The organism is Streptomyces sp. RGM 3693 (assembly GCF_050471125.1).
GTDB lineage: Bacteria > Actinomycetota > Actinomycetes > Streptomycetales > Streptomycetaceae > Streptomyces.
The window spans coordinates 3,106,549-3,118,621 of the sequence record NZ_JBMPPQ010000001.1 but is presented as its reverse complement, the minus strand read 5'-3'; the positions used below and the strand labels follow the sequence as shown (position 1 = coordinate 3,118,621).

Sequence of the window (12,073 nt, the reverse complement as noted above, 5' to 3'; positions counted from 1 at the left end):
GCGGGGCAAGTGACTTGGCGGGATACGGAGGCCCCGGCAGCCTTTCCAACCGACGGCGCAATGCGCTATGCCTGCCTGATCCGCCTAAGGAGGCACCCGGATGACGAAGGCTCGGAACCAGCACGCATCGGGTACACCCGCGCAGATGACCCGCTTCGACGACATCTACGGCCAGCCGGACCCGCGTGCGTACTTCAGCGCTTTGGGGGCGCTGGGGTATCGGACACCCCACCACGCCCAGAGCGTCTTCCGCCGCCTCCTGCCCCTTGTCGGCTTTCCCGAAGTCGCCGAGCGCCCGGCCGGCCAGGAGGGCGGGCCACCGGCCACGGTCTTGGACATCTGCTGCTCGTACGGCATCAACGCGGCCTTGCTCAACCACCATGTGACGCTGGAGGAGTTGTACGACCGCTACACCTCACCGCAGGTGGCCCGCCTGACGACCGCCGAACTGATCGAGTCGGACCGCGAGTACTACGCGACGCGCCGCCGTCCGGATGCCGTACCCGTCGTCGGCCTGGACATCGCCACGCCGGCCATCGCCTACGGTCGCGCGGCCGGTCTGCTCGATGCGGGGTTCGCCGAGAACCTGGAAGTCGCCCCGCCTACCACGGCGTTGTACCGGGCCACCCGCGGCACCCGCCTGATCACCGTCACCGGCGGGGCGAGCTTCCTGTCCGCCCGCACCTTCGGTCCGCTGTTGGAAGGCAGGCTGGAGCCACCATGGGTGGCCGCCTTCGTACTGCGTACCGGCTCCTACCAGAACATCGCCGACGGCCTGGCCTTGTGGGGCCTGACCACGGAGAAGGACACGTCCCGCACCTACCCGCAGAGGCGCTTCACCGACGCCGACGAACAGCGCTACGCCCTCGCCGCGGTGTCCGCGGCCGGCGACGACCCCCGCGGCAAGGAGACCGACGGCCACTTTCACACGGCCCTGCACCTCACACGGCCCGCCGCGCACGCGGTTGCCCGCCCGCTGCACACCCTGCTGTGAGATCCGTGAGCCCCGACGGCGCCACGGCTCGCTCCGGGACGACGAGCATCTGCGGTAGGAATCTCAGAGACGTTCGATGATGGTGACGTTGGCCTGTCCGCCGCCCTCGCACATGGTCTGGAGGCCGAACCGGCCGCCGGTGCGCTCCAGTTCGTTCAGCAGCGTGGTCATCAGCCGGACCCCAGTCGCACCCAGCGGGTGGCCGAGCGCGATGGCACCGCCGTTGACGTTGACCCGCTCCGGATCGGCGCCGGTCTCCTTCAGCCAGGCCAGCACCACCGGCGCGAACGCCTCGTTGATCTCGACCAGGTCGATGTCGTCGATCGTCATCCCGGCCTTCTTCAGCGCGTACGCGGTGGCCGGGATCGGTGCGGACAGCATCCGGATCGGGTCCTCGGCACGGACCGAGAGGTGGTGGATCCGGGCACGCGGGGTCAGACCGTGCTCGGCCACCGCCCGCTCGGAGGCCAGCAGCATCGCGGCGGCCCCGTCGGAGACCTGTGAGGAGACCGCGGCGGTCAGCCGGCCGCCCTCCACCACCGGCGCCAGCCCCGCCATCTTCTCCAGCGAGGTGTTCCGGCGCGGCCCCTCGTCGGTGGTGACCTCTCCGTACGCGACGATCTCCCGGTCGAAGCGGCCCTCGTCGATGGCCCGGATCGCCCGCTGATGGGAGCGGAGCGCGAACTCCTCCATGTCCTGGCGGGAGATGTCCCACTTGTTGGCGATCAGTTCGGCGCCGTGGAACTGGTTGACGGGCTGGTCGCCGTAGCGGGCCCGCCAGCCCTCGGAACCGGCGTACGGGCCCTGGGTGAGCCCCAGCGGCTCGGCGGCCTGGCGGCTGGCGAAGGCGATCGGGATCTGCGACATGTTCTGCACCCCGCCCGCCACGACCAGGTCCTGGGTGCCGGACAGCACCCCCTGGGCGGCGAAGTGCACGGCCTGCTGCGAGGAGCCGCACTGCCGGTCGACGGTGACACCGGGCACCTCCTCCGGCAGCCCGGCGGCCAGCCAGCAGGTCCGGGCGATGTCCCCGGCCTGCGGCCCGACCGTGTCCAGGCAGCCGAAGACGACGTCCTCCACCGCGGCCGGATCGATGCCGGTGCGCCCCATCAGCGCACTCAACACGTGTGCGCCGAGGTCGGCCGGATGGACCGCGGACAGTCCGCCGCCCTTCTTCCCCACCGGGGTGCGGACGGCATCGACGAGGTACACCTGGGACATGATGAACTCCTTGGTCAGATTGTGCGGATGTACCGGTCAGTCCCGCAAGGCGATGCCGTCCAGGACCATCGAGAGGTACTGGCGGGCGATCTCCTCGGGGCTGTGCTGTGCGCCCGGCCGGTACCAGGACGCGGCGACCCAGACGGTGTCGCGGACGAACCGGTACGTCAGTCGGATGTCGAGATCGGCGCGGAAGACCCCGTCGGCCACCCCGCACTCCAGCGTGCCGAGCCAGGCCCGGGCGAACCGGCGCCGGGCGTCGGCGAGGTAGCCGAACCGCGGATGCCGGTCCGCGAGGTGCCGGGCCTCCTTCTGGTAGATCGCGACCGCGGCGCGGTGCCGGTCGATCTCCCGGAACGACTCGGTGACCAGCGCCTCGATGGTCTGCCGCGGGCCGAGGCCGGCCGCCAGGACCGCGTCGTAGCCGGCCCACAGCTCGTCCAGGAAGGCGGTGAGGATCTCGTCGACCATCGCTTCCTTGGAATCGAAGTGGTAGTAGAGGCTGCCCGCGAGCATCCCGGCCGCGTCCGCGATCTGCCGGACCGTGGTCGCGTTGTAGCCCTGCGCGGCGAACACCTCGGCGGCGGTGGCCAGGAGTTCGCCGCGCCGCTCCTCACGCATGCTGCGAGCTGACCGAGACGGTCTCCCCGGTCATGTACGAGGCGTAGTCACCGGCCAGGAAGACGATCACGTTGGCCACCTCCCACGGCTCGGCGTAGCGGCCGAACGCCTCCTTCGCGGTCAGCTCGGCGAGCAGTTCGGGGGTGGTGACCTTCACCAGGTGCGGGTGCATGGCCAGGCTGGGCGAGACCGCGTTGATCCGCACTCCGTACTCGGCGGCCTCCATCGCGGCGCAGCGGGTCAGCGCCATCACCCCGGCCTTGGCGGCGGCGTAGTGCGCCTGGCCGCGCTGGGCGCGCCAGCCCACGACGGAGGCGTTGTTGACGATCACGCCGCCCGCACCCGCGGCCTTCATCCGGCGCAGCGCGGCCCGGGTGCAGCGGAAGGTGCCGCCCAGGGTGACGTCGATGACCTTCGCCCACTGGTCGTCGGTCATCTCCACGAGATCGGCGGTGCCGCCGAGTCCGGCGTTGTTGACCACGATGTCGAGCCGGCCGTGCCGCTCCTCGGCGAGCGCGTACAACGCCGCCACCTGCGCCTCGTCGGTCACGTCGCAGGGCAGTCCGGCGACCCGGTCGGCCCCGAACTCCTCCGCCAGCGCGGCCACGCTCTCCGCCAGTCGGCGGGCGTGCGCGTCCCCGAGGACGATCCGGGCGCCCTCCTCCAGGAACCGGCGGGCGGTGGCGCCCCCGATCCCCGCCCCGGCAGCGGCGGTGATCACCGCCGTCCGCCCGTTGAGCAGATCGTGACCGGGAACGTAGGACGGTGCCGTCATGCCTTCGCCTCCTTCGGCAGGCCGAGCACCCGCTCGGCGATGATGTTCCGCTGGATCTCGTTGGAGCCCGCGTAGAGGGTGTCGGCGCGGGAGAAGAGGAAGAGCCGCTGCCAGTCGTCGAGGTCGTACGGCTCGCCGGCGGTGAGCATGCCGCCCGCGCCGCAGACGTCCATGGCGAGTTCGCCCAACTCGCGGTGCCAGGTCGCCCAGTAGATCTTCCCGATGGACGCCTCGGGGCCGGGGGCGCCGGCGGCGACGCCCTCCAGCATCCGCAGGGCGTTGCAGCGGATGGTTTCCAGGCCGATCCAGGCCCGCGCCAGCCGGTCGCGGATCAGTGGGTCGTCCGCCGCGCCGTTCCGCCGCGCCAATTCCATCAGCGTCTCCAACTCCCTTCGGAAGCCGACCTGTTGGCCGAGGGTGGAGACCCCGCGCTCGAAGCCGAGGGTGGCCATCGCGACCCGCCAGCCGTCGCCCGGTGCGCCCACCACGTGCGGGGCGCGGGCCCCGTCGAAGAACACCTCGTTGAACTCCGAGGTGCCGGTGAGCTGGGTGATCGGCCGAATGTCGACGCCGGGCTGGCCGAGCGGGACGAGGAGGTAGGAGAGGCCCCGGTGGCGGACGGAGCCCGGTTCGGTGCGGGCGACGACGAAGCACCACTGGGAGTCCTGGGCGAGTGAGGTCCAGATCTTCTGGCCGTCCACGACCCAGTCGCCGCGCTCCTCGTCCCGGGCCGCCCGGGTCCGGACGTTCGCCAGGTCCGAGCCGGCGTCCGGTTCGCTGTACCCCTGGCACCACAGCTCCCGGACGGCGGCGATCTCCGGCAGGAAGCGGGCCCGCTGCGCGTCGGTGCCGAAGGCGATCAGGGTGGGGCCGAGGAGTTGCTCGCCGATGTGGTTGACCCGGGCGGGGGCGTCGGCGAGCGCGTACTCCTCGTGGAAGGCGACCTGTTGTTCCAACGTCGCCCCGCGCCCGCCGTACTCCACGGGCCAGCCGACGCAGGTCCAGCCCGCGGCGGCCATGTGCCGTTCCCAGGCCAGGCGTTCGGCGAACGCCTCGTGTTCCCTGCCGGGGCCGCCCCGGCCGCGCAGGGCCGCGAACTCCCCGGTGAGGTTGGCCCGCAGCCAGCTGCGGATCTCGGTGCGGAAGCTCTCGACGGTGGTGGGGGCCTCGACGCTGCTCATGGCCGTACGTTAACCTACCAAACACTTGTTAGGGAAGGAGGTCGCCGATGACCGCCGGCGAAGAAACGCCCGTGGTGCGCTACGCCCGTCAAGGCCCGGTCGCCACCGTCACGATGAACCGCCCGGACTACCGCAACGCCCAGAACTCCGCGATGACCTACGCCCTGGACCGCGCCTTCTACCGCGCCGCGGACGACGAAGAGGTCAAGGTCGTGGTGCTGGCCGGCGAGGGCCGGCACTTCTCCGCCGGCCACGACATCGGCAGCCCCGGCCGGGACGCCCATCTCCCCTTCGACCGCAAGGCCGGACTGTGGTGGGACCACTCGGACAAGAGCGGCGCGGAGAGCCGCTACGCCCGCGAGTCCGAGGTCTACCTGGGGATGTGCCGGCGCTGGCGGGAACTGCCCAAACCGGTGATCGCCTCCGTTCAAGGGGCGTGTGTGGCCGGCGGCTTGATGCTCGCCTGGATCTGCGACCTGATCGTCGCCGCCGACGACGCCTTCTTCGCCGACCCGGTCGTCCGGATGGGGATCCCCGGCGTGGAGTACTTCGCCCACCCGTGGGTGATGCCGCCACGGATCGCCAAGGAGTTCCTCTACACCGGCGACCGGATGCCGGCCCAGCGGGCGTACGAACTGGGCATGGTCAACCGCATCGTCCCGCGCACCGAACTCACGGACCGGACACGGGAGTTGGCGGAACGCATCGCCGAGATGCCGCGGATGGGCCTGGCCCTGACCAAGCGCGCCGTCAACCAGGCCGAGGACCTCCAGGGCCTGCACACCGGCCTGGACTCGGTCTTCGGCCTGCACCACCTCGCACACGCCCACAACGCCGAGACCGCCCGGGACTCGCTGGGCGGGATGGACATCAAGAAGATGAAGGAGGCCGGTTCCTGATGGACCTGGACGCCAGCGACGCCGACGCCGCGTTCCGGGCCGAGGCCCGCGCCTGGCTCGCCGCGCACGTCCCCACGACGCCACTGCCGTCGCTGGAGACCCGTGCGGGCTTCGCGGCACACCGCGCATGGGAGCACCAACTCGCCGCCGACCGCTGGTCGGTGGTCTCCTGGCCGGCCGAGTACGGCGGCCGGGACGCCACGCTCTTCCAGTGGCTGATCTTCGAGGAGGAGTACTACGCCGCGGGCGCCCCCGGCCGGGTCAGCCAGAACGGCATCAACCTCCTCGCCCCCACCCTCTTCGAACACGGCACACCGGAGCAGCGCACCCGCGTCCTCGGCCCGATGGCGACCGGTGAGGTCATCTGGGCCCAGGCATGGTCCGAGCCGGAGGCCGGTTCGGACCTGGCGGCGCTGCGCTCGACGGCCGTACGGATCGACGGCGGCTGGCTGCTCCGCGGCCAGAAGACCTGGTCGTCCCGGGCCGCCTTCGCCGACCGCGCGTTCGGCCTGTTCCGCAGCGGGCCGGGCACCGCCCGACCGCACCAGGGCCTGACCTATCTGATGTTCCCGCTGGACGCGCCCGGGGTGACGGTGCGTCCGATCGGCCGACTGGACGGCAAACCGGCCTTCGCCGAGCTCTTCCTCGACGACGTCTTCGTCCCCGACGCGGACGTCATCGGCGAGCCCGGCCAGGGCTGGCGGGTGGCGATGAGCACCGCCGGCAACGAACGCGGGCTGACCCTGCGCAGCCCCGGCCGGTTCACCGCCGCCGCCGAACGGCTCACCGCGCTGTGGCGGGAGACCGCCGACCCGGCCGATACCGCGCTGCGCGACCGGGTCGCCGACGCGGTGATCGGCGCCCGCGCCTACCAGCTGTTCACCTACGCCAACGCCTCCCGAATTGCCGCCGGAGGCACCCTCGGCGCCGAGTCCAGCCTGAACAAGCTCTTCTGGTCGGAGCTGGACATCGCCCTCCACGAAACCGCGCTGGACCTGCTCGGCCCCTACGGCGCACTCGCCGACGACGCCGACGACGCCCCGGCACACGGCAGTTGGGCCGAGGGCTACACCTTCTCCCTCGCCGGCCCCGTCTACGCCGGCACCAACGAGATCCAACGCAACATCATCGCCGAGCGGCTGCTCGGCCTGCCGAAGGAGGCCCGGCCCGGGCTCCCGGAAGGGCGCCGCTGATGCGCTTCCTGCTGACCGATGAGCAACGGGAGTTCGCCCGCACCCTGGACTCCCTGCTGGGCGCGGCCGGCACCCCGGCCGCGGCGCGGGCCTGGGCCGCCGGGGAGCACAAGCCCGGCCGCGACCTGTGGGCCCGGCTCGCGGAGACCGGGGTGTTCGCCCTCGCGGTCCCCGAGGAGCATGAGGGGATGGGCCCACTCCCCCTCGAACTCGCCGTTGCGTTCACGGAGTTGGGCCGTCACGCGGTACCGGGCCCACTGGTGGAGACCGCCGCCGCGGCGGTCTTCCTGCACCGGTTGGGGGACGCCGAGGCGGCGGCCGCCTGGCTGCCGCGGATCGCCGCCGGTGAAGCGGTCCTCAGCCTGTGCGCGGACGGCGCCCCGTTCGCCCTGGACGCGGACGCCGCCGACACCGTCCTGGTGGTCCGGGGCGACACGGTGTGCCGCACCGAGACCCACGGCCCGGTCCAGCCCTCCCTCGACCCGGCCCGGCGGCTGTCCCGCCCGCTCGGCGGTACGGTCCTCGCCCGCGGCCCGGCGGTCATCGCGGCGGCCGGGCACGCCACCGACCTCGCCCGTCTGCTCACCGCCGCGCAGGCGCTCGGGCTGGGCCGCGCCCTGCTGGCCGGGACCGTCGACTATGTGCGCCAGCGCACCCAGTTCGGGCGGGCGATCGGCTCGTTCCAGGCGGTCAAGCACCGGCTGGCGGACGCCCTGATCGGGCTGGAGTTCGCCCAGCCGCTGGTGCACGCGGCGGCCCTGGCGCTGGCCGCGGACGCCCCGTCGGCCGGCGCGGAGGTAGCGGCGGCGAAGGTGGCGGCCGGCGAGGCGGGTTACGCCGCGGCGCGCACCGCCCTCCAGTTGCACGGCGCGGTCGGCTACACCGACGAGCCGGACCTCTCTCTGTGGATCCGCAAGGCCCGCCCGCTGCGGGACGCCTGGGGCACCCCGGCCGAGTGCCGGGCCCGGGTCCTGGCCGGTTAACCCCCGCAGACACCGTGGCCCCGTGCCCCCGGATCACCTCCGGGGGCACGGGGCCGCAACTGCTTCCTCCTACTTCATCTCCTCATGAATCGACTTCATCACCCCATGAATCAAGCGACTTGACGAACCGTCAGTCCCAGCTCGGCGGCCAGGCGTCGCCGGTGTGCGGCGGGCGTGCCGAGGAGCTGGGCGCTGCCGTGCGCCCGCTTGAAGTAGCGGTGGGCGTCGTGCTCCCAGGTGATCCCGATCCCGCCGTGCAGTTGGATCGTCTCCCCGGCCACCGCCGAGAACGCCTCCGCGCACGCGGACTTGGCGGCCGCGGCGTACCGGGGCAGCTCCCCGGCACCGTCGGCGGCGGCGCAGGCGGCACCCAGCGCGATCGACCGGGCCGCCTCCACCTGGACGTAGGCGTCCGCCAGCCGGTGCTTGACGGCCTGGAAGGAGCCGATGGGGCGGCCGAACTGGACCCGCTCCCGGGCGTAGCCGACGGTCATTTCCAGGCAGCGTTCGGCCGCCCCGACCTGCTCGGCGGCGAGCGCCACGATCCCCAGGTCGCGCACCCGGGCCAGGACCCGTTCGCCGTCCCCGTCCGCGCCCAGCAGCCGGCCCGCGGCCCCGTCCAGCACGATCCGGGCCTGCGGACGGGTGGAGTCCATCGGCACCAGGCGCTCCCGGCGGACGCCGGGCCCGTCCACCGGGACGTCGAAGAGTGAGACGCCGGCATCGGTCCGGGCGACCACCACCAGCAGCTCGGCGTCCGCACCGTCCAGTACGTGGTCCTTGACGCCGGTCAGCCGCCAGCCGCCGTCCGGTGACCGGTGGGCCGCGGCGCGGACCGCGGCCGGTTCCCAGGAGCCGGCCTCGGCCCAGGCCAGTGCGCCCACCGCGGACCCCTCGGCGAGCCCGGGGAGCAGTTCGGCGTCCCCGCAGGCGAGCAGGGCCTGGGTGGTCAGCACCGCGGACCCCAGGAAGGGCACGGGAGCCAGCGCGCGCCCCAACTCCTCCAGCACCACATGGACTTCGAGCGGGCCGCAGCCGGCCCCGCCGTACTCCTCGGGCACCGCCAGCCCGGCCGCGCCGATCTGCCCGGCGAGCGGGCCCCAGGCGTCCGAACCGGGCTGCCGCGCCAACAACTGCCGTACTGCGACCCGCAGTTCCTCCTGTTCATCGGTCGGCCTCATCCGCCGTTCCGCCCTTCGTTCCCGGCCGTCCGGCGCAGCTCGCCCTTGAGGATCTTGCCGCCGGCGTTGCGGGGCAGTTCCGGTACGAGGTGGTAGCGCCGGGGCACCTTGAAGTTGGCCAGCCGTGCGCGGGCCCAGTCGGTCAGCTCCCCCGGTTCGGGCGCGGCGCCTCCGGTGGGGACGACGAACGCCACCCCGACCTCGCCGAGCCGCTCGTCGGGGGCGCCGACCACGGCGACATCGGCGATCGCCGGATGGTCGCGCAGCACTCGTTCCACCTCCGCCGGATAGGCGTTGAAGCCGCCGACGACGTACATGTCCTTGATGCGGTCGGTGAGGGTGAGGAAGCCGCGGTCGTCGAGGACGCCGACGTCGCCGGTGTGCAGCCAGCCGTCGGGGTCCACGGCGGCGGCGGTGGCGGCGGGGTCGTCGAGGTAGCCGGGCATGACGTGGTAGCCGCGGACCACCACCTCGCCCGGTTCGCCGGGTGGCAGCGGCTGGTTGGCCGGGTCGACGATCCGCAACTCCGTGCCGGGGAGCGGCAGTCCGACGGTGTGCGCGAGGGTTTCGGCGTCGGCGTCGGTCGGGCAGATGGTGACGACCCCGGCGGATTCGGTCAGTCCGTAGGCGGTGAAGACGTCCGGGATCCCGAGTTCCGCGCGGATCCGTACGACGAGTTCGGCGGGGACGAGGGCGGCTCCGGTGCCGGCCAGCCGCAGCGAGTCGAGTCGGTGCCGGGCGCGTTCGGGGTGGTGGAGCAGGCCGTGGAAGACGGTCGGCGGGCCCATCAGCACGCTGATCCGCTCGTCGGCGGTGCGCCGCAGGATCCGGTCGGCGTCGTAGACCGGTTCGGGCAGCATGGTGGCGCCGCGCAGCAGGCAGGCGAGGATCCCGGCCTTGTAGCCGAAGGTGTGGAAGAAGGGGTTGACCAGCAGGTAGCGGTCGCCGGCACGCAGGGTGACCAGCCGCGCCCAGGCGTCGAAGACCCGCATGGTCTGGCCGTGGGTGGCGAGCACGCCTTTGGGGCGGCCGGTGGTGCCGGAGGTGAAGAGGATGTCGGACAGGTCGTCGGGGCCGACGGCGTCGGTGCGCGCGCCCAGTTCGGCGTCGCCGGTGCGCCGGCCGGCCGCGAGGTAGGTGTCGTAGGAGAGGGTGCCGGGCCGTTCCGCTTCTCGGGGCGGGCCGTCGTCGCGGAGCAGCACGGTGCCCCCGAGCCGCCCCAGGTCCTCGCCGGAGTCGTGCAGCAGGTCGTCGTAGTCGCAGCCGAGGAAGCCGCGGGCGGTGAACAGCACGGTGGCGCCGCTGCGCCGGATGATGTCGGCGGCCTCGGCTGCTTTGTAGCGGGTGTTGAGGGGTACGAGGACGGCTCCCACGGAGACCGCGCCGAGGACTGCGGTGATCCACTGGCGGCTGTTGGGGGCCCAGACGGCGATCCGGTCCCCGTGGCGTATTCCGTAGGCGATCGCGGCGCGTGCCGCGGCGGTGATCTCCTTCTCCAACTCTGCGAAGGTCCAACGGACTTCACCGTCGGACAGCGCTTCACGGTCACCGTGGGCGCGGGCCGCGTGGGCGGCGAGTCGTGCGACGGTGGCCGGTGCCGCCGGCTGCGGCGGCCCTTGCGGGGTGTGGTGTGCCCAGGTCATTGGCCCTCCCGCTCCCTTGCTCGGAGGTGGCGGTGATGTGCAGTGCGCTACCGCCTACTTGACGTGCGGACGTGGCCGGTATCCAATCACAGTGTTTCGGTTAGGCATATACCTAGTAGAAACACGTAGAGAAATTAACTCCACTCGGGAGGTCGCGTGCCCACCTACACCCCGCCCACCACTCCCGCCACACGGTGCGACGACGCCGCGATGCGGGAAACCCTCGGCCGCTTCTGCACCGGCGTGGCGGTGATCACCGCAAGCCAGCCCGACGGACGGCCGGTCGGCATGGCCGTCCAGTCGTTCTCCTCGGTGTCCCTGGACCCGCCGCTGGTGTGCTTCTGCCCGGCCGGGACGTCCACGACCTGGCCGAAGATCAACGCGGCCGGACGGTTCGCAGTCAACGTCCTCGCCGCCGACCAGCAGGAGCTGTGCCGGCAGTTCGCGGTCACCGGCGGCGACAAATTCGCCGGCGTCGACTGGCGTTCCGGCATCAACGGCGCACCGCTGCTGACCGCGGCGCTGGCCACCCTCGAATGCGAGGTGGCGGACGTACTGCCCGGCGGCGACCATCTGATCGTGCTCGGCCGGGTCACCGCCCTCACACCCCCGGAGCGACTGCGCGAGACCGACCCGCTGCTCTACTTCCGGCGCACCTACGGGCGCTTGGACCCGTCTTCGCCGGCGTCGGCGTCGGCGGCCTCCGCGGCCACCATCTCGTCCAAATCGGCCAGCATCGCGTCCGCCAGGTCGCGTTCGGAGGCGTAGTACCGCTCCGACCACTTCAACGCGAGCGAGGGGTAGGCCCAGGCCGCCTCGGCGCGGGCGCCGGCGGCGTCCGCCTCGGCGCGCTGCCGCATCGTCTCGGCGTACTCCCGGTGCCGACCCAGCACCTCGCGCATCTGCTCGGCCTCCAGCAGGTGCCCCAGCCAGAGCCGCAGCATCACGCCGTGCTTGAGCACCGGCGGCTCCACGGGCGCCTCGCGCGCCCATCGGCGCACCGCCGCCATGCCCTCGTCGGTGATGACGTAGACCCGCTTGTCGCGGTTGCCGGTCTCCTGGGCGACCATCCGCGAACTGACGTAGCCGACCTTCTCCAGGCGCTTGAGCTCGCCGTAGATCTGGCTGAACGACGGGCTCCAGTAGAAGAAGCGCAGCGACCAGTCCGACCACTTCTTCAGGTCGTAACCGGACAACTCCTCACCGAAGGAGAGGAGTCCGAGCACCGCCCAGCTGGTCGCCGGCAGCGCCGGGCGCTCCGCGTCGTCCCCGGCCTGCGCTCCGCGCGCCTTCTTCTCCGTCACGCTCCGCAGTCTACGGCCTCGCCGATCCCCTACCTGACGGGACATCGCAGGCCCCCTTCCCTCTCACCACGTATACCT

General features: G+C 72.4%; 12 protein-coding genes. 5 read left to right on the top strand and 7 right to left on the bottom strand.

Annotated features, from left to right (window positions below):
- Window positions 1-100 precede the first annotated feature (100 nt).
- Window positions 101-994 carry a hypothetical protein gene (locus tag ACO0M4_RS13605; protein ID WP_430370249.1) on the top strand — a complete coding sequence of 298 codons (894 nt, stop codon included), beginning with the start codon at window positions 101-103 and terminating at the stop codon, window positions 992-994.
- A 63-nt stretch (window positions 995-1,057) separates the two neighbouring features.
- Here ACO0M4_RS13605 and ACO0M4_RS13600 read toward each other — a convergent pair whose 3' ends face one another.
- From ACO0M4_RS13600 to ACO0M4_RS13585, 4 genes are read right to left on the bottom strand one after another with little or no spacing between them, the layout of a single operon-like run.
- Window positions 1,058-2,215, bottom strand: coding sequence for an acetyl-CoA C-acetyltransferase (locus ACO0M4_RS13600; RefSeq protein ID WP_430370247.1), 1,158 nt, complete (start codon window positions 2,213-2,215; stop codon window positions 1,058-1,060).
- Window positions 2,216-2,251: 36 nt separating this feature from the next.
- On the bottom strand, window positions 2,252-2,836 hold the full coding sequence (locus ACO0M4_RS13595; RefSeq protein WP_430370246.1) for a TetR/AcrR family transcriptional regulator: 585 nt from the start codon (window positions 2,834-2,836) through the stop codon (window positions 2,252-2,254).
- The gene (locus tag ACO0M4_RS13590; protein WP_430370245.1) at window positions 2,829-3,611 is read right to left on the bottom strand and encodes an SDR family oxidoreductase; all 783 of its coding nucleotides are present in this window, start codon (window positions 3,609-3,611) and stop codon (window positions 2,829-2,831) included. Before ACO0M4_RS13590 ends, ACO0M4_RS13595 begins: the two co-directional genes overlap by 8 nt.
- Entirely contained in the window at window positions 3,608-4,792 is a 1,185-nt protein-coding gene (locus tag ACO0M4_RS13585) for an acyl-CoA dehydrogenase family protein (protein ID WP_430370243.1), read from the bottom strand. Before ACO0M4_RS13585 ends, ACO0M4_RS13590 begins: the two co-directional genes overlap by 4 nt.
- A 47-nt stretch (window positions 4,793-4,839) precedes the next feature.
- On the opposite strand from ACO0M4_RS13585, the gene ACO0M4_RS13580 reads away from it, so the two are divergent.
- Genes ACO0M4_RS13580 through ACO0M4_RS13570 form a run of 3 tightly spaced genes read left to right on the top strand, consistent with a single transcriptional unit; the run spans window position 4,840 to window position 7,867 of the window.
- Window positions 4,840-5,691, top strand: a complete 852-nt coding sequence (locus tag ACO0M4_RS13580; RefSeq protein ID WP_430370241.1) for an enoyl-CoA hydratase — start codon at window positions 4,840-4,842, stop codon at window positions 5,689-5,691.
- A complete protein-coding gene (locus tag ACO0M4_RS13575; protein WP_430370240.1) occupies window positions 5,691-6,884 on the top strand; it encodes an acyl-CoA dehydrogenase family protein in 1,194 nt (397 codons plus the stop codon). Before ACO0M4_RS13580 ends, ACO0M4_RS13575 begins: the two co-directional genes overlap by 1 nt.
- Complete coding sequence (locus tag ACO0M4_RS13570) at window positions 6,884-7,867, top strand: acyl-CoA dehydrogenase family protein (RefSeq protein WP_430370239.1); 984 nt, start codon at window positions 6,884-6,886, stop codon at window positions 7,865-7,867. The genes ACO0M4_RS13575 and ACO0M4_RS13570 overlap by 1 nt, the downstream gene beginning before the upstream one ends.
- Window positions 7,868-7,977: 110 nt before the next feature.
- Here the strand turns inward: ACO0M4_RS13570 and ACO0M4_RS13565 are convergent, their stop codons facing one another.
- On the bottom strand, window positions 7,978-9,048 hold the full coding sequence (locus tag ACO0M4_RS13565; protein ID WP_430370238.1) for an acyl-CoA dehydrogenase family protein: 1,071 nt from the start codon (window positions 9,046-9,048) through the stop codon (window positions 7,978-7,980).
- Window positions 9,045-10,691, bottom strand: coding sequence for a FadD3 family acyl-CoA ligase (locus ACO0M4_RS13560; RefSeq protein ID WP_430370236.1), 1,647 nt, complete (start codon window positions 10,689-10,691; stop codon window positions 9,045-9,047). The genes ACO0M4_RS13565 and ACO0M4_RS13560 overlap by 4 nt, the downstream gene beginning before the upstream one ends.
- Before the next feature lie 156 nt (window positions 10,692-10,847).
- Between ACO0M4_RS13560 and ACO0M4_RS13555 the strand changes: the two genes are divergently transcribed.
- The gene (locus tag ACO0M4_RS13555; protein ID WP_430370234.1) at window positions 10,848-11,459 is read left to right on the top strand and encodes a flavin reductase family protein; all 612 of its coding nucleotides are present in this window, start codon (window positions 10,848-10,850) and stop codon (window positions 11,457-11,459) included.
- Here ACO0M4_RS13555 and ACO0M4_RS13550 read toward each other — a convergent pair.
- Window positions 11,348-11,995, bottom strand: a complete 648-nt coding sequence (locus tag ACO0M4_RS13550) for a PadR family transcriptional regulator (protein WP_430370232.1) — start codon at window positions 11,993-11,995, stop codon at window positions 11,348-11,350. The genes ACO0M4_RS13555 and ACO0M4_RS13550 overlap by 112 nt on opposite strands.
- Window positions 11,996-12,073 lie beyond the last annotated feature (78 nt).

Excerpts from the sequence above, each read along its gene's own strand:
- ACO0M4_RS13605 (WP_430370249.1), top strand. The coding sequence starts at position 101 with ATGACGAAGGCTCGGAACCAGCACGCATCGGGTACACCCGCGCAGATG.
- ACO0M4_RS13600 (WP_430370247.1), bottom strand. The coding sequence starts at position 2,215 with ATGTCCCAGGTGTACCTCGTCGATGCCGTCCGCACCCCGGTGGGGAAG.
- ACO0M4_RS13595 (WP_430370246.1), bottom strand. The coding sequence starts at position 2,836 with ATGCGTGAGGAGCGGCGCGGCGAACTCCTGGCCACCGCCGCCGAGGTG.
- ACO0M4_RS13590 (WP_430370245.1), bottom strand. The coding sequence starts at position 3,611 with ATGACGGCACCGTCCTACGTTCCCGGTCACGATCTGCTCAACGGGCGG.
- ACO0M4_RS13585 (WP_430370243.1), bottom strand. The coding sequence starts at position 4,792 with ATGAGCAGCGTCGAGGCCCCCACCACCGTCGAGAGCTTCCGCACCGAG.
- ACO0M4_RS13580 (WP_430370241.1), top strand. The coding sequence starts at position 4,840 with ATGACCGCCGGCGAAGAAACGCCCGTGGTGCGCTACGCCCGTCAAGGC.
- ACO0M4_RS13575 (WP_430370240.1), top strand. The coding sequence starts at position 5,691 with ATGGACCTGGACGCCAGCGACGCCGACGCCGCGTTCCGGGCCGAGGCC.
- ACO0M4_RS13570 (WP_430370239.1), top strand. The coding sequence starts at position 6,884 with ATGCGCTTCCTGCTGACCGATGAGCAACGGGAGTTCGCCCGCACCCTG.
- ACO0M4_RS13565 (WP_430370238.1), bottom strand. The coding sequence starts at position 9,048 with ATGAGGCCGACCGATGAACAGGAGGAACTGCGGGTCGCAGTACGGCAG.
- ACO0M4_RS13560 (WP_430370236.1), bottom strand. The coding sequence starts at position 10,691 with ATGACCTGGGCACACCACACCCCGCAAGGGCCGCCGCAGCCGGCGGCA.